Annotated in this window: 21 protein-coding genes, 1 tRNA gene and 3 pseudogenes; 18 read left to right on the top strand and 7 right to left on the bottom strand. The window is 32.1% G+C overall.

The genetic code is table 11. From position 1 onward, the window contains the following. The first annotated feature begins 188 nt into the window (after positions 1–188). Together lpdA and WOVOC_RS02020 are read left to right on the top strand one after the other, a co-directional pair. Positions 189–1,573 (top strand): annotated as a pseudogene (gene lpdA, locus WOVOC_RS04190) (dihydrolipoyl dehydrogenase). 465 nt (positions 1,574–2,038) lie between these two features. Further along, complete coding sequence (locus WOVOC_RS02020; RefSeq protein ID WP_025264157.1) at positions 2,039–3,073, top strand: UDP-N-acetylglucosamine--N-acetylmuramyl-(pentapeptide) pyrophosphoryl-undecaprenol N-acetylglucosamine transferase; 1,035 nt, start codon at positions 2,039–2,041, stop codon at positions 3,071–3,073. On the opposite strand, the pseudogene gshB reads toward WOVOC_RS02020, so the two are convergent. Further along, a pseudogene (gshB, locus tag WOVOC_RS04945) lies at positions 3,061–3,998 on the bottom strand (glutathione synthase). The gene WOVOC_RS02020 and the pseudogene gshB sit on opposite strands and share 13 nt — an antisense overlap. Positions 3,999–4,047: 49 nt before the next feature. Then, entirely contained in the window at positions 4,048–4,641 is a 594-nt protein-coding gene (locus tag WOVOC_RS02010; RefSeq protein WP_025264156.1) for a BON domain-containing protein, read from the bottom strand. A gap of 292 nt (positions 4,642–4,933) precedes the next feature. On the opposite strand from WOVOC_RS02010, the gene WOVOC_RS02005 reads away from it, so the two are divergent. From WOVOC_RS02005 to WOVOC_RS01950, 12 genes are all read left to right on the top strand, one after another. Next, a tRNA-Leu gene (locus WOVOC_RS02005) sits at positions 4,934–5,015 on the top strand. A 152-nt stretch (positions 5,016–5,167) separates the two neighbouring features. Then, positions 5,168–6,511 (top strand): trigger factor, encoded by a 1,344-nt coding sequence (tig, locus tag WOVOC_RS02000; RefSeq protein WP_014869238.1) that lies wholly within the window; start codon positions 5,168–5,170, stop codon positions 6,509–6,511. A 10-nt stretch (positions 6,512–6,521) separates the two neighbouring features. Continuing rightward, positions 6,522–7,121, top strand: a complete 600-nt coding sequence (gene clpP, locus WOVOC_RS01995; protein ID WP_014869237.1) for an ATP-dependent Clp endopeptidase proteolytic subunit ClpP — start codon at positions 6,522–6,524, stop codon at positions 7,119–7,121. A gap of 11 nt (positions 7,122–7,132) precedes the next feature. Then, positions 7,133–8,410 carry an ATP-dependent Clp protease ATP-binding subunit ClpX gene (gene clpX / locus WOVOC_RS01990; RefSeq protein WP_014869236.1) on the top strand — a complete coding sequence of 426 codons (1,278 nt, stop codon included), beginning with the start codon at positions 7,133–7,135 and terminating at the stop codon, positions 8,408–8,410. 14 nt (positions 8,411–8,424) lie between these two features. Continuing rightward, the gene (lon, locus tag WOVOC_RS01985) at positions 8,425–10,884 is read left to right on the top strand and encodes an endopeptidase La (RefSeq protein WP_025264155.1); all 2,460 of its coding nucleotides are present in this window, start codon (positions 8,425–8,427) and stop codon (positions 10,882–10,884) included. A 589-nt stretch (positions 10,885–11,473) separates the two neighbouring features. After that, positions 11,474–12,547 (top strand): AI-2E family transporter, encoded by a 1,074-nt coding sequence (locus WOVOC_RS01980; RefSeq protein ID WP_014869234.1) that lies wholly within the window; start codon positions 11,474–11,476, stop codon positions 12,545–12,547. Between the two features lie 123 nt (positions 12,548–12,670). After that, entirely contained in the window at positions 12,671–13,315 is a 645-nt protein-coding gene (locus WOVOC_RS01975; protein ID WP_025264154.1) for a DnaA ATPase domain-containing protein, read from the top strand. A 580-nt stretch (positions 13,316–13,895) separates the two neighbouring features. Then, positions 13,896–14,396: a tyrosine-type recombinase/integrase gene (locus WOVOC_RS04910; protein ID WP_256377367.1), complete on the top strand. Its 501-nt coding sequence runs from the start codon at positions 13,896–13,898 to the stop codon at positions 14,394–14,396. Between the two features lie 4 nt (positions 14,397–14,400). Next, a complete protein-coding gene (locus WOVOC_RS04905; protein WP_256377366.1) occupies positions 14,401–14,625 on the top strand; it encodes a tyrosine-type recombinase/integrase in 225 nt (74 codons plus the stop codon). Between the two features lie 193 nt (positions 14,626–14,818). Next, positions 14,819–15,424: a lysophospholipid acyltransferase family protein gene (locus WOVOC_RS01960; RefSeq protein ID WP_410543209.1), complete on the top strand. Its 606-nt coding sequence runs from the start codon at positions 14,819–14,821 to the stop codon at positions 15,422–15,424. 29 nt (positions 15,425–15,453) lie between these two features. Then, positions 15,454–15,723 carry a 30S ribosomal protein S20 gene (rpsT, locus tag WOVOC_RS01955; protein WP_025264152.1) on the top strand — a complete coding sequence of 90 codons (270 nt, stop codon included), beginning with the start codon at positions 15,454–15,456 and terminating at the stop codon, positions 15,721–15,723. A 78-nt stretch (positions 15,724–15,801) separates the two neighbouring features. Continuing rightward, positions 15,802–17,052 (top strand): citrate synthase, encoded by a 1,251-nt coding sequence (locus WOVOC_RS01950; protein ID WP_014869230.1) that lies wholly within the window; start codon positions 15,802–15,804, stop codon positions 17,050–17,052. A 70-nt stretch (positions 17,053–17,122) separates the two neighbouring features. On the opposite strand, the gene WOVOC_RS01945 is transcribed toward WOVOC_RS01950, so the two are convergent. The 3 genes from WOVOC_RS01945 to WOVOC_RS01935 are packed head-to-tail and all read right to left on the bottom strand — an operon-like array spanning position 17,123 to position 19,160. Further along, positions 17,123–17,737: an SCO family protein gene (locus tag WOVOC_RS01945; RefSeq protein ID WP_025264151.1), complete on the bottom strand. Its 615-nt coding sequence runs from the start codon at positions 17,735–17,737 to the stop codon at positions 17,123–17,125. Positions 17,738–17,780: 43 nt separating this feature from the next. Continuing rightward, positions 17,781–18,476 carry a DNA polymerase III subunit epsilon gene (gene dnaQ, locus WOVOC_RS01940; protein ID WP_014869228.1) on the bottom strand — a complete coding sequence of 232 codons (696 nt, stop codon included), beginning with the start codon at positions 18,474–18,476 and terminating at the stop codon, positions 17,781–17,783. An 18-nt stretch (positions 18,477–18,494) separates the two neighbouring features. Next, the gene (locus tag WOVOC_RS01935) at positions 18,495–19,160 is read right to left on the bottom strand and encodes a Tim44/TimA family putative adaptor protein (protein ID WP_025264150.1); all 666 of its coding nucleotides are present in this window, start codon (positions 19,158–19,160) and stop codon (positions 18,495–18,497) included. A 166-nt stretch (positions 19,161–19,326) separates the two neighbouring features. On the opposite strand from WOVOC_RS01935, the gene secB reads away from it, so the two are divergent. The 4 genes from secB to sucD all read left to right on the top strand — a co-directional run bounded on the left by secB (position 19,327) and on the right by sucD (position 22,295). Continuing rightward, positions 19,327–19,830 (top strand): protein-export chaperone SecB, encoded by a 504-nt coding sequence (secB, locus tag WOVOC_RS01930; RefSeq protein ID WP_025264149.1) that lies wholly within the window; start codon positions 19,327–19,329, stop codon positions 19,828–19,830. Positions 19,831–20,024: 194 nt separating this feature from the next. Next, on the top strand, positions 20,025–20,225 hold the full coding sequence (locus WOVOC_RS01925) for a 30S ribosomal protein S21 (protein ID WP_014869225.1): 201 nt from the start codon (positions 20,025–20,027) through the stop codon (positions 20,223–20,225). A 27-nt stretch (positions 20,226–20,252) separates the two neighbouring features. Beyond that, positions 20,253–21,413 (top strand): ADP-forming succinate--CoA ligase subunit beta, encoded by a 1,161-nt coding sequence (gene sucC / locus WOVOC_RS01920; RefSeq protein WP_025264148.1) that lies wholly within the window; start codon positions 20,253–20,255, stop codon positions 21,411–21,413. A gap of 3 nt (positions 21,414–21,416) precedes the next feature. Beyond that, entirely contained in the window at positions 21,417–22,295 is an 879-nt protein-coding gene (gene sucD, locus WOVOC_RS01915) for a succinate--CoA ligase subunit alpha (RefSeq protein WP_014869223.1), read from the top strand. A 7-nt stretch (positions 22,296–22,302) separates the two neighbouring features. Here sucD and dapF read toward each other — a convergent pair whose 3' ends face one another. Then, on the bottom strand, positions 22,303–23,097 hold the full coding sequence (gene dapF, locus WOVOC_RS01910; protein WP_025264147.1) for a diaminopimelate epimerase: 795 nt from the start codon (positions 23,095–23,097) through the stop codon (positions 22,303–22,305). A gap of 1,145 nt (positions 23,098–24,242) precedes the next feature. After that, positions 24,243–24,805 (bottom strand): annotated as a pseudogene (locus WOVOC_RS04175) (nitroreductase family protein). Between the last annotated feature and the right edge of the window lie 1,978 nt (positions 24,806–26,783).

Here is a 26,783-nt window from a genome sequence, read left to right as displayed (position 1 = left end):
ATTAAAGATAACTAAATGCTCTTGTTATCATGATAAAGAGACTGGCGGAGTTTATTTCAGCAGTTTTTAATTCTGCTCTTATAACTGAAGGAATCTGAATACTAATTAGTTATTTGGACGGTAGAAAGTGACGCCATTGATTACACTGGTTTCATCTGCTATACATAATCTTTGAATATGAAAAAACAGTGGATGAATATGATATAGCAGTTGTAGGTGGTGGCCCTGGCGGCTATATAGCGGCAATTAGAGCGGTGCGGCTTGGGTTTAAAACTGCAGTTATTGAAAAAGAAAAAAATTTAGGTGGTATATGCTTAAATTGGGGATGTATACCGACAAAATCGTTACTTAGGACATCCGAAGCCTATAGGCTCATAAAAAGAGCGGAGGAATTTGGTATAAAAGTGAAGGATGTGAGTTTTGATATACAATCAATAGTGAAATACTCAAAAAATATTGTTGATAAACTGTCGAGCGGTATTGTATATTTAATGAGAAAAAATAATATAAAAGTCTACAGGGTTTTGGTAACCTTGTAGGTAATCGTACTATAAAGATTTCTAGTGGTGATGGAGAACACAAGATTTCTTCTAAGCGTATTATTTTAGCAACAGGTGTAAGAGCACGAAATCTGCCTGGAGTAGAAGTAGATGGAGACTTAATATGGAATGCTCAGCATGCTATAGCTCTAGACAAGTTACCAAAATCGTTGTTAATTATAGGATCTGGTGCAATTGGGGTAGAATTTGCGAGTTTCTATAGTACTTTAGGAGTTGATGTCCCAATTATAGAAGTAAAAAACACTATTTTACCGTTAGAAGATAAGGATATTTCAGGTTTAGCACAAGAAATATTTATGAGACAGGGAATAAAAATATATACAAACAATAGTGTAAAGACTATAACTAAAAATAAAGGCTCTGTTCAAGTGCAGCTAAGTAGCGGTAAAAACAAAGAATTCGATAGAGTAATTGTTGCAGTTGGCGTTCAGGCAAATACTGAAAATATAGGTTTAGAGAATACAAAAGTTAAATTAAGTTCTTCTGGCTTTATTGAAACAAATGAATGGTATGAAACGTGTGAACCGAATGTATATGCAATAGGTGATGTAGCTGGCCCGCCATGTCTAGCACATAAAGCAAGTCGTGAAGCTATGGTCTGCGTTGAGAAGATTGCTGGTAAAGATGTCCACGTATTTAAAAAAGAGTGCGTACCAAATTGTACTTACTCTTATCCGCAAATAGCGAGTGTTGGTCTAACTGAAGAACAAGCAATCAAAGATGGATATGATATAAAGATAGGAAAATTTCATTCTGATTTTAGTAGTAAATCTATTGTGCTCGGTGAGACTGATGGGTTAGTGAAAACAGTGATAGATAAAAGAACAGGTGAGCTCCTTGGAGCTCACCTGTTAGGAGCAGAAGTAACAGAATTAATTAGCAGTTTTGTCCTTGCAAAGCAGATAGAAGTAACAGATCTTGATATAAAATCTACGATTTTTCCTCACCCAACTATTTCGGAAATGATGCATGAGTCAGTACTTGCTGCAGATAATGAGTCGCTGAATAGTTGAGTTAACGTTCTGTTGCTTTAAAGCTGAAAGTCCTTGAACGGAAGATTTTTATGTACTTTAGTTATGACTGATTGATTATCAGAATTAGATCTCTATCGTCTTTCTTTTAGCTCTTTAGCTCTGCTAGTTTCACTTTAAGCTTTATCTTTAGATTAAGATATCCCTGAGCTTTTTCCTGTATTATCTAAATCTTGTTACTCCAGTTAGTGTTTTCCATTTTTATTACGCTGTTCTTACTGAGTAGATCAACATCTAAATTAAAGATACTTTTATTGTGTTTTTAGCAATCCGATAAATCTTCTCCGTTTTGTCTTCTATTCTGAGGTTTACTTTTTTGTTAATTTCTTTTTTACTATTGTTGCTAAGTACTTTTCTTCCTATTTTTCTATTATAAAGCCTAATAAAATTCTACGTGCAAATTATTAAATAATAGTTAATAATCTAGTATCAATGTACTATACACAGATGGATGTTATCCTCGCAACAGGCGGAACAGGTGGACACATTTTCCCGGCTATGACCTTGGCGAAAGCACTAAAATTGCAAGGGTACAGTTGTATATTGTTTACTAATAAAAAAATAGATAAAAATACAGATATAGAAAGCTATACCCTGCCATTATGTAGGCCAAGTAATAATAGATTTAAATTTTTCTTTTTGTTAACATATAGCTTTGTGTTAGCACTGTGTCAAATGAAAAAACTAAAGCCAAAGCTAGTTGTTGGTTTTGGTAGCTATGCCTCTTTTCCAACTCTTCTTGCTGCAAAAATTCTCTCTATACCTATAATTTTACATGAACAAAATACAGTTTTAGGAAGAGTAAATAGATTTTTTCTCAATGGTGCAGAGTTGATCGCAACTAGCTTTCCGGAAACTAAATATGTAGAGAACAATAGATGTATTTTTACAGGAAATTTTGTTTATATAAAAGCGCAGGGCTATTATCACATTCATTCTGAAGAGAACTTGAATATATTAGTGATAGCAGCTAGTCAGGGTGCAAGTTTTTTTGACGATGTAATAAGTGACGTAGTTTGTAATTTGCCTATTAAAGTGAAAGAGAAGCTTAGAGTAACGCAGCAATGTACGAAAAAAAATATCAGTAAGGTCAAAGACTTGTACGAAAGTGAAAAAGTCAGTAATGAGTTAAGTGAGTTTTTTGATGACATAGAAAGTAGATTAGCAAGTACTCATTTGGTAATTAGCAGAGCAGGGGCAACTTCAATAGCAGAGATCACTCTTGCTAAGCGTCCTGCTATATATATTCCTTACCCCTACTCAAAAGATGGTCATCAATTTTACAACGCAAAATATATTGAGAATTTAGGAGCAGCTGTGATAATTGAGCAAAATAGTGAAACGAAAAGAAATCTAAGAGAATTACTAGTTGATTTATTAGGAAATTCTCAAAAATTGAGTGATATGGCTAATAATACTAAAAAAGCAAGAATAAAAAATGGAGTTGATGAATTTATTAAGATAATAGCTCAAAGATTTTGATGACGAGTATGGATGCTTGCTTTTTCTTCAAATGTATCCCATAGTTTTTTTTCTAATGCTATATTATATAGCTTATTGATGTAAACTACACCTGTAGGTGAGGTTATGTTAATTTCAAGGAGAAAATTATCTATAATGTCAATGCCAACGAATATTAACCCTCTTTTCTTTAGTTCAGGGCCAATTTTATTACAAATTTCATTATCTCTGTCACTCATTTCAGCTGGTAGAAAACTTGCTCCAAGTTGTAAGTTTGTTCTGATTTCTTCACTGACTCTTGGGACTCGTTTCATTGCTCCAATTGGTTGGCCATCCAGTAATAATATTCTTTTATCTTTATCTATATTCTTACAAAATGCTTGCGCAATTATAGGGCATTTATATTTTGAAATCATTAGTTCCAGTATTATTTGAATATTACTTTCATCTCTTGCTCTCATTACGTCGTTTCCTCCATAGCTATACAATGGCTTCAGAACAATATTTTTGTCATGATTATGGTAAAAATTCCTAATCATTGATGTATTTTCAGTGATTAAAGTCGGCAAAGTTAATTCTGGAAATAATGAGGTGATTAATTTTCAGGACAATTTCTTATCTCTGTTGGATTGTTTATTACTAAAGCACTGGCTTTCTCTAAAATATAAGTGGTTGTAATGTAACGCATATCAAAAGGTGGATTCTGTCTAATAAATATGATTTCTATTTCATTTAAGTTAATTATTACGTCTTTTCTAGAGGTAAGACCAGAATCATCAGCACTAACTTTCTGAGCAAGAGCGATTGGCTGGTTTAGATTTAATGCTAAATTATTAGGAACATAAATGAAAATTTCGTGCTTTCTCCTTTGTGCTTCCTTTATTAGTGCAAATGTAGTATCAGTTTCAAAGTTTATATTTTCATCCATTTGAAAAGCAACTCTCATTTATATATTATTTTTAAAATAAAACTACCATTTAAAAACTAAGCTTCCATTAACGTCGTAACTTGCTATGTCTATGACGTACATAACTTACAACTTGCTTTACTCCTTTAACTTTTCTTGCAATTGCTATTACAGCTTTTAGTTCTGCTTTATTCTGAGCTATACCCATTAAATAAACAGTTCCATCAACTGTGTTAACACTGTAATTAATTGATTTGATATTTCTTTTCCCTAAAAACCTTGTTCTTATTTCTGCTGTTATCATACCATCTATAATAGAGTCAAGTATGGAAATTGTTTGAATTGGTGTTACCCTTATTTCATTTATTACCTCTTTAACTTCTTTTTCCTGCCAAGCTATTTTTTCTGCTGTAAGTTGTTTTTCGGGCGTATCGACATTCCCAATAAGCAGTACTCTTCCTTCACTTACTTTAACTTTTACAGGTGAAAATAATCCATGCTTTAAGAGCTCCTTATTGATTCTGATTATTATAGTTGTATCGTCGACAATATTTCCTAAAGATTTATCTTGCATTGCTACTGCTGTCGCTGTAGTAGCTACTACACCACTTATTATAAGGGTTGTGCATCCACTTTGTGTAATCAGAAAGATTGCAAGTAAAAAATTTGCTATCAGTCTCATTATTGATTTTCAGGGTTTAGAGTTTTTGTTAAAAGATATTAATAAGCTTTTTTGATTATGTAAATACCATAATTGAGTAAGATTTTAGATCTTGAGTATTTTAATGTAGTACTATAATGTTAGTTTGAAGTAATTTAGGTTTGCTTAAGTAGATTGATAAGTGGAATTGATTAGAGTATTATAAGGTCGTTATTCTAATTTTGTGACACTGGGTATAATCTTCAAGATGAGTTCTATCATAAGATAATAGAAATAGATTTGTGGTGTAGCTATAAGTTACTGGAAAATTTTTGCGGATATGGCGGAATTGGTAGACGTGCCAGGTTTAGGTCTTGGTGATCTTGTTCATGGGGGTTCAAGTCCCTCTATCCGCACTTACATAACTTAGATTCTAAAAAAAAGTTTATAATCACTAAATATGCTTTTGTTTCTATAAAAAATCTGTTCTTAAAGATTGTATTTAACTTAAATCCTGATAAAATAACTTTGTTAAGGTGTGAATTAAAATACTTGTAAGTAGGTTATAATGTCTAATAGTATACCTCAAAGTACAGTTAAAATAGGTGTATCAGATAGTATTTATACTTATAGAGAATTAGGTATAGATAAACTTAAGCATGAGTATGAAATTACGGTAAGTAGTGATTGTATAAGACAGAAAATGGGTTTTAGATTACAAGAAATAGCTAAAAGTGCAAAATTGCCTGGATTTCGGTCTGGCAAGATGCCTTATGATCTCGTTGTTACGAATTATAAAAGCGAAGCTTTAGAATATGTAGTAAACAATACGATTGACTATTGCTCTACTGATTTGATGGAAAAAATTGGAGTTAAATCTCATGTTTATCCTAAAATTGATATTATATCATTACCAAATCTAGACAAAAAAGATGAAAAGGACAGTTTTGTATATAAACTATCTTTTGAGTCAATGCCAGAGGTACCATTGATAGATCTTGATAAAATAAATTTGAAGAGAATTGAGGCAAAAATCGAAGAGGAAGACATAAGAGAATTTATTGCCTCTATAAAGGCAAAATTTCCTGATTTTGTCTCTGTTAATGATGTTTCTTATCAGGCAAAAAATGGAGATAAATTAATAATTGACTTTAAAGGGCGAATTAGAAATAAGCTTTTTAGAGGTGGAAGTGATAAGAACTTTAAGGTGATTTTAGGTTCCGGAACATTTATTAATGGTTTTGAGGATCAATTGATTGGTATGAGAAAAGGAGAAACAAAAAGCTTTAAGTTAAAATTTCCTGAAGATTACCAAGTAATTTCTCTTGCAGGACAGGAAAGTAATTTTTCTGTTCTAGTTAATGATATTCAAATTATTCGAGGTTTTAGAAGTAATGATGAAATAGCTAAAAAAATGGGTTTTGAAAATTATTCGTTACTAAAAAAATATGCTAAAAAAGTAATTAGTGATCAGTGTAAAGAGATGGGAGATCTATTGATTAAAAAAGAGCTGTTTGATTGTTTAGATGCTGGTTATAGCTTTGGGTTACCTACGGAAGTGGTGAAACAGGAACAACAGAGAGTAAAAAAGGAATTGGACTCTGGGGACGATTCTTGTAAAGAGGCTGAAAGGCGTGTAAAGCTTGCAGTGTTATTTATGAAGTTTAGTACAGAACATAAAATATCGTTAACTCAGAATGATATTCTGAATGTTGTTATGAATCAGTATGTTAATAAAAATATGCCGTTTGATAAAATAGTGAAGCATTTTAGGTCAAATAGGCAGTTTCAATGGTTGGTTAAAGGACAAGCTCTTGAGCATAAAGTTACAGATTATATAATGGAAAAGGTTAATAAAAAAGAGCAAGTTGTTTCTGTAAAAGAATTAAAGGAATTGTTTGATAATATCTAGTGAGAAGGGTATGACTCTTATACCAATTGTAATTGAACAAACTAGTCGTGGTGAGCGTGCTTATGACATATATTCGAGATTAGTGAAAGAAAGAATAATTTTTGTGACTGGGCCTATTGAAGACAGCATGGCTAGTGTAATAGTGGCACAGCTTTTATTTTTGGAGTCAGAAAACCCTGACAAGGATATTTATATGTATATTAACTCGCCAGGTGGTATTGTAACTGCTGGTTTATCGATCTATGATACAATGCAGTATATAAAGCCTGATGTTTCGACTTTGTGTATAGGTCAAGCTGCATCTATGGGTTCTTTACTACTTGCAGCTGGTACAAAAGGTAAGCGTTATTCTTTGCCACATTCAAGAATTATGATACATCAACCATCTGGTGGTTATCAGGGTCAAGCAACCGACATAGAAATACATGCTAATGAGATTCTACGAGTTAAGAAGAAGCTGAATCAGATTTATGAAAAACATACTGGAAATTCACTAAAGAAAATTGAAGAAATGATGGAGAGAGATAAATTCATGGATTCTGAAGAAGCCAAGAAAATTGGATTGGTTGATAAAGTAATGGCTGAGCGCGAAGATATTAAAGTTGAGTAGAGGGTGAATTAATGGATTATAATAATAATTTACACCGTTGTTCTTTTTGTAATAAAGCACAAAATGAAGTAGATAAATTAATTACTAATTCTTCAGATGGCTTAAAAGTGTTTATTTGTAATGAGTGCATAGAGTTATCTCATAAGGCAATAAGTCAAAAAAAAGGAGGGCCTTTTAATTCAGATTATATGTCTGATGTGAAGTTATTATTAAAGAAACCTGAGGACATAAAAAATTTTCTTAGCAAACATGTTGTGGGTCAAGAGCATGCACAACATGTTTTGTCTGTGGCTATGTATAACCATTGTCAATCCATGGCACAAATTCACTCTATAAGTGACATTGAGATTGAGAAATCGAATGTAATGCTCATTGGTCCCACTGGTTCTGGTAAAACTTTGTTAGCTAAGACACTTGCTAAAGTCTCGGATGTGCCGTTTGCTATGGCTGATGCGACAACTTTAACGGAAGCAGGTTATGTAGGCGATGATGTAGAAAGTGTGTTGTCACGTTTGTTGCAAGCTGCAAACTATGATGTTACAAAAGCGCAGCGTGGTATAGTATTTATAGATGAAATAGATAAAATTACAAGGAAATCTGAAAGCACTTCAATAACGCGTGATGTTTCAGGTGAAGGAGTGCAGCAAGCTCTGCTTAAGATTATGGAAGGTACAGTCGCTTATGTTCCACCGCATGGGGGACGTAAACATCCACAACAAGAACTTATACAAGTGGATACTAATAATATATTGTTTATCTGTGGAGGAGCTTTTGAAGGTCTAGATAAAATTATTGAAGCAAGGAAAAGAGGAACATCAGTTGGCTTTGGGGCGGATATCAGTCATTCTAGGGAGCAAAGGAAAAAGAATGTTTTACATGATGTTCAACCTGAAGATTTGATCAAATTTGGTTTAATACCGGAGTTTGTAGGGCGGGTTCAAATAACTGCTGTTTTAGATGAGTTAGATCATGAAGATTTAGTACATGTACTAATAGAGCCAAGAAATGCACTAATAAAACAGTACAAGGCATTACTTGCATTTAGCAAAGTAACCCTTGAGTTTACAGATGAAGCAATATCAGCTATTGCTGAAAAGGCTATGAGTTATAAGACAGGTGCAAGAATGTTGCGTGCTATTTTAGAGTCACTTTTGCTTGATGTTATGTATACAGCTGGAAATGGAGGTCTTGAAGGTAGTACAATAGTGATTACTAAAGAAATGGTAGAGCTAGGAAAAGCAGTGATTAATCGTAGTAATAAAGGTACTATTATAACAGTTAATGATTAGTTTGGGGTAGTGTTATGAGTGTTGAATGTACTGTAGACTCTGTTTTTGTTACATTGCCAGTATTGCCTTTAAGAGATGTAGTAGTTTTTCCAAGTATGATGGTTCCTTTATTTATAGGTAGGGAAAGATCTATCAATGCGTTAGAGTGTGCTATTGATAATAGTAGTCGCCGAAATGAGATTTTTCTTGTGACACAACGAGATGGTTCTATTGATAACCCGGAACCACAAGACCTTTATGAGGTAGGTGTGCTAGCAAATATTGTACAATCATTAATAAGACTACCTGATAATGCAGTAAAGGTTGTAGTTCAAGGAGTAAACAGAGGAAGAGTTTTAGAGTATATCGACTCTCATACTTTATTACAGGCTAAAGTAGAGTTGAGTAGTTACTATGAGTGTGAAGATGATGAAGATAATGTTGATCTAGAGGCTTTGAGGCGCTCTGTTATAAACGCATTTGATAGCTGGTGTAAACTAAATAAGAAAAATCATCCTGAAGTTGTTGTTAGTCCAATTGAACAAATCAAAAAGCTTGATCAGCTTGTAGACACGATAGTTTCGTATTTAAACGTAAAAGCATCAGATAAACAAAGCATACTTGAGACTTATAGTACAGTAGAGCGTTTAAGAAAAACTTTCACTTTTATTGAAAGAGAAATAAGTATTTTGGATGCACAAAACCGTTTGTGTAAAACAATTAAATCACAAGTTGAGAGCACTCAGAAAGCCTACTATCTTAATGAACAATTGAAAGCTATACAGAAAGAACTAGGTGAATTTGAGAATGGAGAAGAAGGAAGCACAGTAAGTGAATTTGAGAAAAAGATAAATGAAACAAAGCTTTCTCAGGAAGCAAAAGAAAAAGCTATGACTGAATTGAAGAGATATAGGAAAATGAACCCTGTTTCTCCTGAAGCTACAGTTATATCTAATTATCTGTATTGGTTGCTTGATCTGCCATGGGGAAAGCATAAAGATATAAAAATTAACTTAAATGCAGCAAAGAAAATCTTAGACGAGAATCATTATGGCATAGAGAAGGTAAAAGATAGGATAATAGAATTTTTAGCAGTATTGAAGAGAGTAAAAGAGATAAAAGGTCCTATACTTTGTCTAGTTGGACCACCTGGCGTTGGTAAAACTTCTTTAGCTAAATCTATAGCAAGAGCGGTAGGTAGGGATTTTGTTCGCATTGCTCTTGGTGGTGTACGTGATGAATCTGAAATACGTGGCCATAGAAAAACATATATTGGTTCTATGCCTGGCAAGATTATCCAACACATGAAAAAAGCTAATTCGTGCAACCCGCTCTTTTTACTTGATGAGATAGATAAAATGGGCTCTGATTCGCGTGACGATCCTGCGTCTGCGTTGCTTGAAGTTTTGGATACAGAACATAATAAGCACTTTACAGACCATTATTTAGAAGTTGAGTTTAATCTTTCAAGTGTAATGTTTGTAGCTACAGCGAACAGCTTAAATTTGCCATATCCTTTGCGTGATAGGATGGAAATTATACAATTGTCTGGTTATACTGAAGATGAAAAGATTAATATTGCTAGATATTATCTGATCCCTAAATTGAAAAAAGAGCACGGTTTACGTCAGAAGGAATGGAGTATAACTGATGATGCACTGTATGAGTTGATACGTTTATACACACGTGAAAGCGGCGTGCGTAGTATGGAAAGGGAGCTTGCGAAGCTTATGAGGAAAGCGGTTAAGAAGATATTAACTGATAAAAGTAGGGAAATATCTGTAAGAGTTGATAATTTACAAGATTATTTAGGAATACGTAAGTATACCTTTGGTATTGCAGAAAATGAGAGTTTAGTAGGTGTGGTAACTGGACTCGCTTATACTGAAACAGGTGGTGATATTTTAATGATAGAGTCAGTTCTGATTCCTGGTAAGGGAGAAATAAAATACACAGGAAAACTTGGAGAGGTGATGCAGGAATCTATAAAAGCTGCATATAGTTATGTTCGTTCAAATTGTCTGTTTTTTGGTATAGAGCCTGAAAAATTTCAAAGTAACGATATACATTTGCATATACCTGAAGGTGCTGTGCCAAAGGATGGGCCTTCTGCTGGTAGCGCAGTATGTACGTCTATTGTTTCTCTTATGACAAGCATACCAGTTGATAAAAGTGTTGCTATGACAGGTGAAGTGACATTACGTGGTAGAGTTTTAGCTATTGGAGGCTTAAGAGAAAAGTTACTTGCAGCACTCAGAGGATCAATTAAGACTGTAGTTATACCTAGCGAAAATGAGAAAGATATACAAGAAATTCCAGCAAAGATTAAGGAAAAGATCAATATAGTTCTTGCCAAGAATATTGATGAGGTCATAAAGGTTGCTTTGATACGACCCACCATTCCAATTGAAGGCAATACTGGAAATAGCACACCATCTTCTTCTATAGAAAATAGAGGTGATAGTTTTCCTGAGTTAAAAACACTAAAGCATTAGGCCTTTGTCTGCATAGCTTTAGCATTCCATAATAAGTTTCAAGTAGCTGTAGAAACAGAACACTAAAAACTCCTTAACAAGTTTTGCTAGCTTTCTTATCATTATAATGAAAGTATCACGTAATCGATATCCTGTCTGATTCCTGGTATTATGTGTACCTTATGTTTTTACAACCTTTCTAAGGTTTTATCTATATAAGCTGAAATGAGCTTTTGAAGCATTTAAGGTAGTATAGAATACCAATTTACAGAATTAGAGAGAGCTACTAAAGGGTCTCACCTGCCTTCTTTTCTAACTTAGTAAGTTTTATAAATATTTATATAACTAAGAGTTAATTATTTTTATTAAAAAAAAGTAGTTATTTATCCTTTTCTAGATTATATAGAAAGTCGATATAATATAACCAAATTGGTTTAGGTTTACTAAATGTGAGAAAACGATATGGTAGCATATAATATTTCAAAGACTTAATCTATTATAATCTTTTTAAAATAGTTCTATGAAACGTAATTGATAATAAATTGCAAAATGCCTTTGAGGTGAGTAAAATAAACCGTGTATTTTTTTATAAATTGACTACGCCAAAAGCATGCAAAAACTTCATATATCTATTTGTCTTGCACTACCTCCTATAATTGGCACGTTATTCTTAGTGTACCCTATGATTTTTCCATGCTTAATATCTATTGTTGTAGCATATTTATTCAATCCGCTAGTAGTAAAGTTTGAAAAGCATAAAATACCGCGCCTATATTCTGTAATTTTTATAATATTTGTGCTACTGCTGGTTCTTGTATTAATTGTTACATTTGTTTTACCTATTATATATGTTCAAATTACTTCGATATTAAATTTTTTAATCAGTAAAGCACCTTTCTTAAACCTTAAAGGTATCTCATCTGCATTAGAGTTTCTTAATATAAAAGTAGGAGATGGTTTGTTTGATCACTTATCTGAAAATCTAGTAAAAAATTGCGGCGATTATATATCTTATTCTATAAACGCTTTTGGTATTATAGGTAATTTTATTGTCCAGGTGTTAAGCTCAAGCTTTAACTTAATTCATGTAGTATCATTGGTAGTAATTATTCCGGTAATGTTTTTCTATATATTGCGTGATTGGCCTCTAATTATAATAAAGATTAGTGAATTAGTTCCTGTTCCTTATAAAGAAAAAGTTGCAGTTTTTTTTTCAAAAGTAGATTTTATTATACTTAATTACCTAAAAGGGCAGGTAAACATATGCGTTGTTATGATGGCCTTTTATTCTATAGGTCTTAGTATAATCGGGTTGAAACATCCTGTTGCTATTGGAATTTTATCAGGAATATTAACATTTATACCTTATATAGGGCCATTAATATATACTATTATTGGGTTTTTGAGTGCTATTGCTCAATTCAGTGGGTGGTTCAAAAGCGCTGCTGTTTTAGCATTATTTAGTGTTGGACAGTTAATAGATGCGAACATACTAATTCCTTTATTAATAGGGAAAAAAGTTCATATATATCCAGCTGTAATTATCCTTGGAGTAACTACATGTGCTTCATATTTTGGGTTGATAGGTATATTACTTTTTATTCCAATAATAGCGATTATTAATGTATCAATAAGATATGCAATAGATATATATCTTCAAAGTGAGTTTTATAAGGGTGGTTAACAGATTTTTTATATAACTTATGATAATGAAGAACATGGACTTTAAAATATTATTTGTACATAACAAGAATAAGCAAATTTTAACACAAAACTCACTGTCAGAGGTGTAGGGGTTATGTTTAGTATGCAATTAAATTTATTTAGCAATAATCAAACTGATTATAGTTGGCAAAATTTTATTGTTTTAAGTGAAAATAAGCATGTGTACAATTCAGTAATTGATGACCTGTCTTGGAAATGTATGATTCTCTTTGGACCTAAAGGTTCTGGTAAGACTCATCTTGCTCACATCTGGCGATCGATAAATAATGCAATTTTTATCAATGTAAATAATTTTGTAAATGAGATGAGATATAGCAATGCTTTTATTTTAGAAGATGTACAAAATGTTCAAGATCAAGCAATGTTGTTACATTGTTACAACTATATGAAAGAAAATAACAAAAGACTACTTATTACTTCTTCATCTTCACCAAAAAAACTTAATTTAAAATTAAAAGATTTAAGTTCTCGTGTACTATCAACTACCAGTGTGAAAATTCCACCTGCAAGCGAAGAACTGTTGCGAATTATGTTGGTAAAACGATTTTCAGATAAACAAATGAGGGTTAATTTGAGAGTGATTGATTATATTTTAGCAAGAATAGAACGTTCTTTTCATAGTGTTAATAAAATTATGGAGAGAATAGATAATGAATCTATGGGATCAAATATTACCATTCCTTTTGTTAGTACTTTACTAAAAAAGAGCGATTATCATATATATTAAGAATTTATTAACATCTATGCTCTGTAAATGAGCCACCATTTAATCACATTAGTGCTATAGAAAATTATCATTTTAATATAGATATAATTAGATATGATCAAGGGATAGTTATTATGGTAGTTTATAAGGTATTTTCTATAGATTTGAATGTTATAATTTAACTATGGTAAAAGTAAGATCAAGTCTGAAAAAAAAATTAAGACGAAAGTTTATTGTACTTATAATATTAGTAAATGCTTTATTTATCTCGTATTTCCTAATAAAAAATATGAGTAACATTTCTAATCAAACTGTAGTCAAAGAAATAAATATAGAGGCTAATAATGCAGAATAAACAGTTGCAGGGTAAAAAAGGAAACCTTTACATAACGTATTATATAGATGCTTTGGTATCAAAAAGATCTGCTATGCAAAATACTTTAGAAAGTTATTGTTCAGATTTACTTTAACTTGAGAGTTTTTTATTTAAAAGTGGTACTACTTTAATTAGTGCAAGCAAAGCTAATATTAAAGATTATGTTAGGTATCTAAGTATACAAAAGAAATATAAAAGTAGTTCTATATAAGAAAAATATCTGTTATGAAAAATTTTTATAAGTGCCTATTTAATGATACAATAATAGACTTCAATCCAGCTCTGGCTAGTGATGATGAATTAAAAAATCCAAGAGTTTCTCGTCCTTTACTAAAGTATTTGAGTATTGGGGAAATGCTTTTACTAATGAACACAGTCAGAAAATCAGTAAGCAGATCAAATAAAGAGATAAGCAATAGGAGATCATGTACCATTTTAGATATCCTTTACTCTTCTGGTATGCGTATTACTGAACTGATTAATATAAAGTTATGTGAAGTGTTACATTTAGTAAACAATAGTGATAAAGAATGTTACATAATCATAAAAGGAAAAAGTGGTAAAGAAAGGAGAATCCTTTTTAAGGAACAAGCACTAAAAAGCCTTAAAAATTATTTATTAGTTCGTCACAACCTAATACTTGGAGATAAGGAATCTGATTGGTTATTTCCACAGGTAATAAACCCAATAGGCAGATTACAAGCAGAGAATCGGTCAATTAATTAAGGAATTGGCGAGAAAATGTAATATTGATGAAAGTAAAATCTCTCCGCATGTAATTAGGCATTCTTTTGCTACTCATTTACTCGATAGTGGAGCAAGCATTACACTGATACAAAGAGTTCTTGGTCATACTAACCTTTCTACAACACAAATATATACTCACATTACTAATAAAGAATTGAAAGCTGAATTAGCTGATTTGCATCCTATTACTCAGGTAATCAATAGTTAAACTTGTTGTTTTAAGTTTGTAGTAGAGTTAGACTTAAATAAATTCATCTGGATTTGTGACTTCAAGTTTGTTATTTAATTTTTTTCTTATATTATGGGAGGTGCTTTATACTTTAGTTACTCTTCCCATACTCTTTTTTCCTACACATGTAGTAACTATTTTTCTTACCTTCTCAATAAAGATTGTATTATACATGCTTCGTTTACTATGTGGTGTTGAATATGAAATCAGGGGAATGGAAAACGTTCCAAAGCAGCCCTTCATAATAGCTTCTAAGCATCAATCTCCGTTTGAGACATTTATTTTTATGCTTTTATTTAGAAATGCAGTTTTTGTTTTAAAACGTGAACTGAAATGGATTCCATTTATTGGCTTACACCTCATGGCACTTGGAATGATTTTTATCAATCGCTCAGATGGTATCAGTTCTATACGCTATATTGTTAAGTTAGCTAAGTTACGTGTGAAAGAAAATAGGAACGTAATCATATTTCCTGAAGGCACCAGAACAGTTGCAAAGCAAAAGACGAAATATCAATCAGGGGTAGTTGCTTTATATAGTGTATTATCTGTTCCTGTATTGCCAGTTGCTTTAAATACTGGTTTATTTTGGCCAAAGAGCATACTTTCTATGAGAAAAAATCCTGGAAAGGCAGTAATAGAAATATTGCCTCCAATATATCCTGGATTAAGCAAAGGCGAATTCTTGAAAAATTTAAAAAAAACTATTGAAGGAAAAAGTAGTAAATTGGCCACAAGAAAACTGGTATTGCAAATTACTGAAAAGCATTTACAATAAAAAAAATACAGTGTTTTAGGTCTTAATATATGGCAAATCATAAGAGTGCTAAAAAAATGGTAAAGGTAATAGCAAAACGCACTTTAGTAAATAAAATTCGTAAAAGCAAAACTCGCACTGCTATTAAAAAATTAGTTGATATAATTAAGTCTGGTGATAAAGAAAATGTCATTTTAGCATTTCGAAACGCTGAATCTAATTTGCACAAGTGTGTAAATAAAGGTCTTCTTCATAAGAATACTGCTGCGCGTAAAATAAGTCGCTTGAATGCAAAAGTAAAAGCATTAATGACTGTTTAATGCGATTAATCTAAAGTTAACCAAGTTATATATACTTTTTAGTTTGCATGCTTTATATAAAATTTGATAGACCGGGTTATGGATAAAAAAGCGTTATTAGAATTAAACAATGGGTTAAAGGTTGAACTACCCATATTAAGTGGAACAATAGGCCCTGATGTGTTAAATATTAAGGATTTATATAAGGCAACAGGGCTATTCACTTATGATCCAGGGTTTATTTCCACATCTTCGTGTTCTTCTGCAATTACATTTATTGATGGAGATAAAGGAGTCCTTAGATATAGGGGACATGATATAGCTGATTTAACAGAGAATAATGATTTTACTGCTGTAATTTATCTATTACTTTATGGTAAATTACCTAGTTCAAGTCAACACAGAACGTTTCTTCTAAAAATAAAAGAGTTATCTAAAGTGCCGGAACAGGTTATTGATGTAATTAAAGCATTTCCAAAAACTGCTCATCCTATGTCAATTTTGATTGCATGTTTTGCAAGTTTGTCAGCATTGTACTATGAAAAACATGGTACTAATATTAATAATGAAGACCTGAATTTTGGAATCTCTGCAATAGCCCAGATCCCTGTAATTGTTGCAATGATATATAGGTATATAAACGATCAGGCATTTATAAATACCAATAATGAATTAAACTATAGTGAAAATTTCTTGAGGATGATGTTCGGCGATGCTTTTAATAACGATAGGGGCACTCTTTTTGCAAGAGCTCTCGATAAAATATTTACTCTTCATGCTGACCATGAGCAAAATGCTTCTACAACAGCTGTCAGATTAGTAGGATCTGCTGGTTCTAATTTATTAGCGAGTCTATCTGCAGGAGTTGCTACACTTTGGGGACCAGCACATGGTGGTGCTAATGAGGCAACTATAAATATGTTAGAAGAAATAAGACAAAGTGGAGATATAGATAAATTTATTGAAAAAGCTAGAGATGATAAAGATCCATTTAGATTGATGGGGTTTGGACATCGTGTTTATAAAAATTACGATCCACGTGCACGCATATTAAAAGATACTTGTGATGAAATTTTAGATAAGCTTGAACAAAATAATGAACTACTTAAGGTTGCAAAGAGGCTTGGAGAAATGGCTTTAAAGGATGAGTATTTTATTGTGCGTAAGTTGTATCCTAATGTTGATTTTTACTCAGGTATAATAATGAATGCTATCAATATTCCTTCAAATATGTTCACGCCTATTTTTGCCCTTTCAAGAACCACTGGATGGGTTACTCAATGGTATGAAATGATGAGTGACAGGGAAACTAAGGTTTGTAGACCAAGACAACTCTATATCGGTAAATGAACCTATCTATACCTCTGATTTTAAATACTAATTATCTTGAACTTAGTGTACAATTTTAAGCAAGAGAATTTTATGGTTCATTTATATGTTTCTTAATTTCAGCTACAATCTTATCGGATTGACTTTCGTCTGAGTTTAGGTCAGCTACAAAGTGCGTAGCATATTTTCCTCCAGGGCCAATGAGATATATTATCGAAGAATGGTTGATTTCCTCTTCTTCACCAATTTTGCTGGTGTATACTTTATAACTCGTGATTACCTCATCTATTTTTTCTCTTTCACCAGTTAACATTTGTATTCTATGGTCAAATTGCTGTTGGAATTCTTTAAGTTTTTCTGTATTATCACGTTCAGGGTCAACTGTTATAAAAAATGTTTGTAGCTTTTCATTGGTTTTCTCATCTAGTTTTGCAAGTACCTCCGAGATTATTCCAAGATTCATGGGACAAACCTTTTTGCATGAAGAAAACCCGAAAAAAATCATCATATATTTATCTTTAAAATCATTACTGCGTATAATTTGATTATCTTGATTAATCAGAACAAAATCTCCCCCTATTTTAACTTCTGCCTTGTGAATAACTATTGGAGCAAATATACCTTTTTTGGTGAAATAACAATAACTAAGAAAAATAACTGCTAATACTATTAGCATGGTAGATAATAATCTTACAAACTTTATCATTAGAACACCTTAAATAAAATAAGATTATATCTTGTTAGCCAACTTATTCAATATGTTCTTTCCAAAGTGGGTTGTTAATTTTATCCAACAGTTTTCTATGTTCATTAATTTCTTCATTGCTTGGTGAGTGTTTCCTACGAGATAAATCACGTATTTTACGGTAAATGACTGTGGAATTATTATCTTGCTTGCACTGATTATCAAATAAGAAAGTTTGTAACCCTCCTGTAAGCTCAACATAAACTTTTGCAAGCAGCTGAGCATCAATTAGTGCTCCGTGTAATTCTCTGTCCTTTAGCGATATATTAAAACGCTTACATAATGCACTTAAAGATGCGGGTGAACCTGCAAACTTTTTTCTTGCAAGTGGTAATGTATCCAACACTCTGTCCGAAGAAATTAATCCGGTATTTAGTTTACTAAGTTCCATATTAAGAAACTTAATATCAAATTCAGCGTTATGAATTATTAAAATATCGGTAGATATAAAGTCAAGAAATTCAAGTACGACATCTGAAAATAATGGCTTATCTTCCAAAAATTCTTCACTAATGCCATGAATCTTAAATGAGTGATAAGGTACATCCCTTTCTGGGTTAAAATACTGATGGAATACTTTGCCTGTTGGGACCCGATTAATCAATTCTATACACCCTATTTCAATAATCCGGTGGCCAAATTCAATATCAAGGCCTGTAGTTTCAATATCAAGTACTATTTCACGCAGCTTACTTTTCATGATTAACTTTAAACAATACTAGTCTTGTTTACCATTTGTTATTGGATCATTATCATGATTGTCTTTATTGTAGTTAATAGAAACAAGCAGCCAGCTTGGATCTGATGAATTGATATTTTTTTTGAATTGCCACATATCCTCAACTCTATTAATCGTTGATGTGCTACCTGATACAATATTTCCATTATCATCCTTAATAAAATTAATTTGCTCTGAAAGAAAATACACTGTGATAAACACTACGTTTTTCACTAGTTTTATTTCTAAAATCTTTTGTGAAGTAATAGAAACAATTATAGATTCATGTGTTTCCTTACGATGTCTAATTTTCTCTGCAAAGTTATTATATAAGCCTTTATCTAAGAGAGGTTTTAGCTTAAGTAGATTCCCCTGATTAAAATACTTTATTATTAGTTCAAAAGCTATACTTGAACCTTCCATAAAATAGGAAATGGAGAAATCTTTATTTTTTTGTAATATTTGTTTGTAAGTGGCTTTTATTGAGTTTTTGTCGTTACTATTGATGTAGTCTTCAATGTCTTCTGCTACGTCTTTGTTACTTTGGCTTATATCAAGTACATTAGTTAATTTTCTTAAGTTTGAGTTTGTTAACCTTCCTAAAGAGTTATATAATCGCGAAAAAATGAATGCCGCTAATAAAGCATATATTACAAGCTCTATCATAGTAATTCAACTCCTTAGCATGTAAAGTACCTGAACATTATTAATTATTAATAAAAGTGTGCTTGTTCTATGTCAATCTGCGATTTGGATTTACTATTTATCTATAAATGACTATATTGTAGAAGAAAACGTTAAATACTTCAACTTAATTATGGAGGCGTAAGAAATGTCACAGTACAAAATAAAAATTCATGGCCAATATATTAAGGATCTATCGTTTGAAACCCCGAATTCACCATTCCTTTCTTTAAAGGAAGCTCCCAGTATTAATGTAATGGTTAATGTCAATTCAGTGAAGTTGAAAGGAGCTGAAAGTAACGAAGAAAATGATGAAGAAAAATCTTTCCATGAAGTTACTTTACATATAGAAGTCAAAGCAGTGATAGAGAGTGAAAGTATGAAAGATGGTGTTGCTTTTATTTGTGAAACGAAATACTGTGGTCTTTTTTCAATAGAAAACTCAGCAAAGCTAAGTGCAGAGGGGGCTAGACAAGCTTTATTTATAGGTGGGCCTACTTTTCTTTTCCCTTTTGCAAGGGAAATAATTGCACGGGTTACAAGTAGTGGTGGGTTTCCTTCTCTTATATTGGATCCTATAGATTTTGAAGCTATGTATAAACAACAGAGTCAACAACAAAAAGATACCGTAAGTAATGAGAATTTTAACTAATATTGGCCTACCCTTATTGTTCCAATGTGAGATAGTTTTATACACAGTAAGTTAAAAGACTTTGATGTTCTTAGTAGTCAGAATTTAACGTTCAGTTATGTTATAACTTAATGCTTGAGTTTATAAAATAATTGACAATGTTAATTTTCTAATTTACAAGTAGGTTTTTGAGGTAATTATCCAAGGGGTAGAGTTTGATTGAAGTATCAGTTCATTATGGTGATGTAAGTAGGGCTTTTCCAATATTAAAAAAAACAATTCAGAAAGAAGGAAGAGGGGTAAAAATAAAAAAACAATATCATGAAAAGAAATCAGAAGTAAGAGCTAAAAAGAAAGCTGAAGTTAAAAAAAAAAGGCGCCAACAAGAGAGTAGAAGACAGCGTTATGGTTTATAATTTTTAATAGTTTATATTGGTTGTTTTATGAATGTTCATGAATATCAAGCAAAAGAGATCTTACGTAAATTTAATGTTCCAGTTTTAAGCGGTTTTGTTACTACGTCTGCAGAAGGAATAGAGACTAAAATAAATCAACTGAAGTCTGACATACTTGTAGTTAAAGCTCAGATTCATGCAGGTGGAAGGGGCAAAGCTGGCGGTGTAAGACTGGCAAAGTCAACTGAAGAAGCTCAACAGCTTGTGAAGGATATGATTGGTATGACTTTGCTAACTCACCAAACAGGGCCAAGTGGGCAGCAAGTAAAAAGGGTTTACATTGAAGAGGGTTCAACTATTAAGAAAGAGTATTATTTAAGTTTAGTAGTTGATCTAAAACTTAGCAGGCCAACATTCATATTTTCTTCAGAAGGTGGAATGGATATTGAAAAAGTTGCGAAGAGCTCTCCTATGAAAATTGTGAAGCTCGATATTAGTCCTGCTTCTGGTTTTGCAAGTTTTGATAGTAGAAAGTTAAGCAGTAGTCTTAATTTAAGTCCAGAACAAATAAAAAAAATAACAAGTGTTGCAAAAAGTGTATATAATGCATTTATTGCAACTGACGCAAATCAAATAGAGATTAATCCACTAGCTGAGACAGATTCTAGAGATTTTGTTGCGCTCGATGCAAAGATTGATTTTGATGACAATGCTTTATACCGTCATCCAGAAATTGCGCAACTCCGTGATTATGATGAAGAAGTAAAGGAAGAAATAGAAGCCTCAAAACATGGGCTTAGTTATATAAAAATGGATGGCAATATTGGTTGCATGGTGAATGGTGCAGGTCTTGCTATGGCAACAATGGATATAATAAAGTACTACGGAGCAAAGCCAGCCAACTTTTTAGACGTTGGCGGTGGAGCAAATAAGGAAGCTGTTACCAAAGCATTTAGGATTATATTGTCTGATAGTAACGTAAGAGGAATTTTAGTTAACATATTTGGCGGGATAATGCGTTGTGATGTTGTTGCAAGTGGAATTGTTGAAGCTGTAAAAGGAATGAGTATTGGAGTTCCTCTAGTGGTTAGATTATCAGGTACTAATTTTAAAGAAGGAAAAAGAATTTTAGAGAAATCAGGGTTAAGTATTATTGCTACGGATGAGCTCGATGAAGCTGCACAGAAGATAGTAAAAGAGGTAAAGTAAAGCATGTCTATTTTGGTAAATAAAGATACAAGATTAATATGTCAGGGGTTTACTGGTGCACAGGGTACATTTCACTCAGAGCAAGCAATTAGTTACGGAACAAAGATAGTTGGTGGTGTAACTCCTGGCAAAGGTGGAAGCACTCACCTTGATTTGCCAGTTTTTAATACTGTAGCGGAGGCCAAAGAAAAAACTGGTGCAAATGCTACAGTAATATATGTACCTGCTAGGTTTGCCGCTGACGCAATACTTGAAGCGATAAATGCAGAAATAGAACTAATAGTTTGTATTACAGAGGGCATTCCTATACTTGATATGGTAAAAGTTAAATATATGCTTGTAGGTTCAAAAAGTAGATTGATTGGGCCAAATTGTCCTGGGATTATTACACCTGAGGAATGTAAAATAGGAATTATGCCGGGACATATTCACAAGCGTGGACATATAGGAATTATATCTCGTTCTGGAACTTTAACTTATGAAGCAGTAGCACAAACGACTACTGTTGGCCTTGGTCAATCAACATGCATTGGAATTGGAGGTGATCCTGTTCATGGCATGACGTTTGTTGATTGTATGGAACTGTTTTTGAAAGATGAAGATACCCATGGTATTGTAATTATTGGTGAAATAGGTGGGAACGAAGAAGAAGATGTGTCGAGTTTTGTAAAGGAAGAGAAAACTAAAAAGCCAATTGTTGGATTTGTAGCTGGTCAAACAGCACCTCCAGGAAAGCGCATGGGGCACGCTGGGGCTATTATTTCTTCTAGTGGCGAAAGTGCTGCTGCAAAGTTAGAGGTTATGAAAAGTGCTAGAATTGCAATTGCAGAAACTCCAGCGGTGATTGGTAAAAAAATCTTGGAAGTAATGCATCAAGTTTAAAGTATTGTTATAGAAACCCTATATTACCAACTACAAATACATTATTTACCCATTCGATTAGTAAGTTCCCTCCTGGTGAATTTACTGAAGTTTGCTTAGTAGGCAGATACTTACGAAGTACAGATGCAACAAATACTGCGCAAGCTGCGCTACTACATGAAGCAGTAGTACCTGTACCTCTTTCCCAGACTCTCAAAGTTATTTCTCCAGATTTTTCAATTTGTGCAATACTAACATTAGTTTTTTTTGGAAAGAATGCATGATTTTCCAACTTTGGTCCCAAATTTAGCAATGGTATTGTACCTATATTATCGACAAAAAAGATTATATGGGGATTGCCAATATTTACTGCAACTGGATCCTTAAGCATCTCAAATTCTATAGGTAAGTGAAGAGTATCACATTCAATGGATAGAGGAATCTCATACCATTTAAACAAGGGCTTGCCCATATTAACCTTTATTAATTTATTACCGACTTTAAAACACTCTAAAATACGCTTATTTACTAGCTCAATGGTAGAGTACTCAGTACCTTTTTCTAACATTATTAAATATCCAACACAACGCGCTGCATTTCCACACATTTCAACTTTGCTACCATCAGAGTTATAAATGTGCATGAAGCAATCAGCTATACTAGAGTTAGTGATGACTATCACTTGATCGCAGCCATTTTGGTTGGCAATTTCCCTATAGCTCCATTCTAAATTGTTTGTTGAACGTGAGTCTATGATAACAAAGTTATTACCAGTACCATGCATTTTTACGTAGGGAATTTTGTCTGTTAAACTGCTTACCATTATAGCAAAGACTATATAAACAAAAACTTCTTTTCTGATTATAGCTGTTTTATACGCTATAGTTTTTTGTAGTGTAGATGCTAAGTTAATGTCAAGCAATAGTGAAATGCTCTTTCAGCTGAACTTAAGTTGGAAAGGAAGAAAGTGTTTCTAATAGAAAAATTAGTAATGGACTAATTAAAGCAGCAGAGTTCTAAAATTAGCTTTTTTCATCCTGCTCTTGACAAATTTGAAGCTATGCAGTGTAACTTTCCTCTTGGTAATGTAGGTTCTTGTCAAGAATCTGCTTTCTAAAGATCTGATAGTACTAAAAAATATTTTAGATACTTTTGATAACCTAAGTTTATTTGGTTTAAGGCGGAAGCAAAAATAACAATGACAAAGATTATTTATATAACTAAGTTAAGTTTCTCAAAAACAAGCAGCAAAACTTTGGCAAGACTTTGCAAAAAGGATTGAAAATCATTCTGCTATTATTCGATATAGAATCTCAAATGAACCATATCTAGAAGACGATTTAGTATTCAGGCTCCTGATACTTACTAAGTAAACTATTAAGATGAAATCCAAAAATCATTTGTTTAATTTTTATAATCTTATTATCAGAAGCATTCGCAATGTTGACTAAGCAACATCTGTCATTTTAATAGTAGTAGCTATACTGATCTCAGTGCTTTTGATGAACAAAATCAATTGACGATCAAAATATTCTTTATTCATTCTATATATACAAACCTTTTGCTTATCTTAAAGTAAACCTAGAGAAAATTTTCCTATCTGAGATATATTCATCCTTTTAAACAAACAAAGTAGAGCATTGAAATAAAGGTAAGTTAAAATCATATATGAAAACCATAAAAGTTTTTTAAGAAAAGTATAATATACCAAATTATATGAGATCCTTATTAAAGGATTTGATAACATTGCTATTTAAAAGTGCTGAAATACTATCTGAAGGCTCCTGTTTCTAATGAAATAATTGGTATTCTGCTATTTATAACTTTTGCGAAGATATATAAAGTAGCATGAATTATGGGTTTAAAAATAAATAATTTTATGGAAATCTTGACAAGAAGTTCAAGAAAGAAAAATGAGAAAACCTACTTACTAAACAACCATATTTTATAGTATTAACAGAAAAGTGGTCAAGTCAGTTCACTGGGCCACTCATCATAAAAGAATATTTCTTCTACTGGCCTTCTTTTTTTTCCTTAATTTCAGCACCTTCTTCTTCGTAACCAACCGCTATCACCGATGTTATATTAAAATCATTAGGTATATTAAATTTTTTTACTATTTTGTTTCTATCAAAGCCACCTACTTGATGTGCCATTAAGTTTGTAGATGCGGCCTGTAACATAAGTGCATAATTTGCTGCACCAGTGTCATGCTTAGCCCAAAAATTCTCCCCCCTATCCAGCTCTCGGAAATTTTTAGCACTTAATGATATAATTAATACTTGCGCATTTTTCGCCCATTTTTGATTGGATTCATTAAGGCAACTCAGTAACTTTTTCCATGAACTTTGATTACTCTGCTTATTATATATTACGTATCTCCAAGGTTCATCACCAAAACATGAAGGAGAAAGCCGAGCTGCTTCTATCAGAGAATTGATCTCCTCCTGATTTACTACTTTATCCGGATCATATAAGCACCCGCTGTGTCTTATTTTCATCAACGTTAATAGATCTTGCGTATTTACCATTTTTTCATTTAAGTATATGAATTATACACATTGTAACACAATGTAAGCAAAATTTAAATTGCAGAATTCCGTAAATATAGTTAGTATAAACGTGTTTTATTTTGAGAAGTATGTTTATAACATAATCTAGTAGTAAATCGACATTATCAAAGTTTTCTCTACTTGCGTACATATCACTTAATACGTAATAGGTCTTATTTTTGTGAGTTTTCCCGTTAATTATTCCACTCTTCTTTAACCAACAACAGGTAGATATTTAGTTGGCCGTTTAGCTGCCGTTGTAATGATAAGCTAAAGTAAATGAATTGCTAAAGCTCTAAATGTGGATCACTTATACGCAATCCTTTTAGATATTTAGCTGGTACAGCTATAATTTTATATGTTACATTTATATAGATCTGAAAAATGCTAGTTTTTCCTCATTAAAAGCCAGTTAATTACTATTTAAAGTTACTAAGATTTTTTATCAAATCTTTAACTATTATCAATAGTGTCTCTTAGATTTAGGCTTGTACTGTTTGTAACCCAGTACTTAAAGTACTAACAATTTCTTTTTTGCTACTTTTTTCAAGTCTGTTACATACTTGTCAGTATTTATTTTAGCATAACAAGATCAATATTCTCATAACCTGACCTATTGCTTTTTCATTAGTCTTTTTCCTTGTACTGCTATAAGCAGCATTCCTCTTCAAGGATTGAACTTTATTCTATAAATTATTATACATATAAATTACTCAAAATGTTGTTCAAAAATTTTAAACCAGCCCTCGACACTACAGTACTTTCTCTTTAGGCTTATAAATACTAATTTATGATGTTTGGGTTAATGTTAAATATATGTCATGCTTCTCTATGAGGTTCAGAATTGTAATCTTGAGGAGAAACATTATTACACTTTCAAAAATCTTTCTCTCTCTCTCTCTCTCTCTCTCTCTAAAGTGCATTTAGTCAACTTTACTAAAAGTAATCTCCTTCAACTTCTCACTTCATCTTCTTAAATTTCTCTTTCAACCTTTCAATAATAGCTTTGGATTGATCTTGGTTGCCTAAGGTTATATCAATCACGGGGTAAAACATTCTTCTCGTAAGATAGCTTGTTAATAGATGTCTTTAAGCTCTTTCGCATCGAGATTATTTAGAAGTTTTGCTAATTGCTTATTATGTACGCTCTGAATGAAAGTTTAGGGTTTCTCATCAATTATAGAATTAATTATAACTTTAATTTTTCTAGGATCAGTTAGATTTTGAGCTACCATTTTGAGTTTATAGTAATCTAGCTTATTAATTAAATCTCTTAATTTATCTTTCTCTAAAATGTCTACTAGAACTTAAATTTAGTAATTACTCGTTCTTTAGGAAGAATGGTTAAATATTATTCAGCTAAATCTTTTGCTAGTTCTACAAGTTGATGATAATCTATATTTTAAATAAGTACTCTGGACTGATTTGCTTTTAAATTAGATCAGGTGTTTTTTATCTGATTTGGTTTCAATCCTTTAATAAAAGATAAGAGTCGATCTTCATTTAAATATAGAGAAATAATTTTCAGTTTTGTTTCGTTTAATTTCTAAACTAGATTTGTAGTCAGTGATTAACAATAATCTACCAAGCCTTGACTGGTCGTCGGTTAAGTACTTTTCTATAAAGTTTATAAGTTTGTCATTAGTATAGTAGTGTTAGTAAGAGCTTTTAGTTGTTTACCTATGGGACCTTTTGTGAGAAATTTAATAAATGCACTTACTTGATGATAATATATCATCTAGTATATTAGATAGTATATGTATATCATTTGCTGTTGCTTTTCTGCTTCTTCTGTACTGTAAGATATTATGCCTTTTGCAACACTTTATTATCTCGTGAATCAATAATATTTATTTTCTGTTCAAAATAGTATTTACCATTCTTATTTTGTGCTATATACTAATAAGTTCTTAGGTTTTACTGAGAAAATGCTTTCAATATGCTTTATTTAACACCA

Source organism: Wolbachia endosymbiont of Onchocerca volvulus str. Cameroon (assembly GCF_000530755.1).
Lineage (GTDB): Bacteria > Pseudomonadota > Alphaproteobacteria > Rickettsiales > Anaplasmataceae > Wolbachia.
This window is presented reverse-complemented; position numbering and strand designations above follow the sequence as displayed.

Excerpts from the sequence above, each read along its gene's own strand:
- WOVOC_RS01935 (WP_025264150.1), bottom strand. The coding sequence starts at position 19,160 with ATGATAGAGCTTGTAATATATGCTTTATTAGCGGCATTCATTTTTTCG.
- dnaQ (WP_014869228.1), bottom strand. The coding sequence starts at position 18,476 with ATGAAAAGTAAGCTGCGTGAAATAGTACTTGATATTGAAACTACAGGC.
- WOVOC_RS01980 (WP_014869234.1), top strand. The coding sequence starts at position 11,474 with ATGCAAAAACTTCATATATCTATTTGTCTTGCACTACCTCCTATAATT.
- lon (WP_025264155.1), top strand. The coding sequence starts at position 8,425 with ATGAGTGTTGAATGTACTGTAGACTCTGTTTTTGTTACATTGCCAGTA.
- WOVOC_RS04910 (WP_256377367.1), top strand. The coding sequence starts at position 13,896 with ATGAAAAATTTTTATAAGTGCCTATTTAATGATACAATAATAGACTTC.
- WOVOC_RS01945 (WP_025264151.1), bottom strand. The coding sequence starts at position 17,737 with ATGATAAAGTTTGTAAGATTATTATCTACCATGCTAATAGTATTAGCA.
- rpsT (WP_025264152.1), top strand. The coding sequence starts at position 15,454 with ATGGCAAATCATAAGAGTGCTAAAAAAATGGTAAAGGTAATAGCAAAA.
- sucC (WP_025264148.1), top strand. The coding sequence starts at position 20,253 with ATGAATGTTCATGAATATCAAGCAAAAGAGATCTTACGTAAATTTAAT.
- tig (WP_014869238.1), top strand. The coding sequence starts at position 5,168 with ATGTCTAATAGTATACCTCAAAGTACAGTTAAAATAGGTGTATCAGAT.
- WOVOC_RS02010 (WP_025264156.1), bottom strand. The coding sequence starts at position 4,641 with ATGAGACTGATAGCAAATTTTTTACTTGCAATCTTTCTGATTACACAA.
- dapF (WP_025264147.1), bottom strand. The coding sequence starts at position 23,097 with ATGGTAAGCAGTTTAACAGACAAAATTCCCTACGTAAAAATGCATGGT.
- WOVOC_RS01960 (WP_410543209.1), top strand. The coding sequence starts at position 14,819 with ATGCTTCGTTTACTATGTGGTGTTGAATATGAAATCAGGGGAATGGAA.
- clpX (WP_014869236.1), top strand. The coding sequence starts at position 7,133 with ATGGATTATAATAATAATTTACACCGTTGTTCTTTTTGTAATAAAGCA.
- clpP (WP_014869237.1), top strand. The coding sequence starts at position 6,522 with ATGACTCTTATACCAATTGTAATTGAACAAACTAGTCGTGGTGAGCGT.
- WOVOC_RS02020 (WP_025264157.1), top strand. The coding sequence starts at position 2,039 with ATGGATGTTATCCTCGCAACAGGCGGAACAGGTGGACACATTTTCCCG.
- secB (WP_025264149.1), top strand. The coding sequence starts at position 19,327 with ATGTCACAGTACAAAATAAAAATTCATGGCCAATATATTAAGGATCTA.
- WOVOC_RS01975 (WP_025264154.1), top strand. The coding sequence starts at position 12,671 with ATGCAATTAAATTTATTTAGCAATAATCAAACTGATTATAGTTGGCAA.
- WOVOC_RS01950 (WP_014869230.1), top strand. The coding sequence starts at position 15,802 with ATGGATAAAAAAGCGTTATTAGAATTAAACAATGGGTTAAAGGTTGAA.
- sucD (WP_014869223.1), top strand. The coding sequence starts at position 21,417 with ATGTCTATTTTGGTAAATAAAGATACAAGATTAATATGTCAGGGGTTT.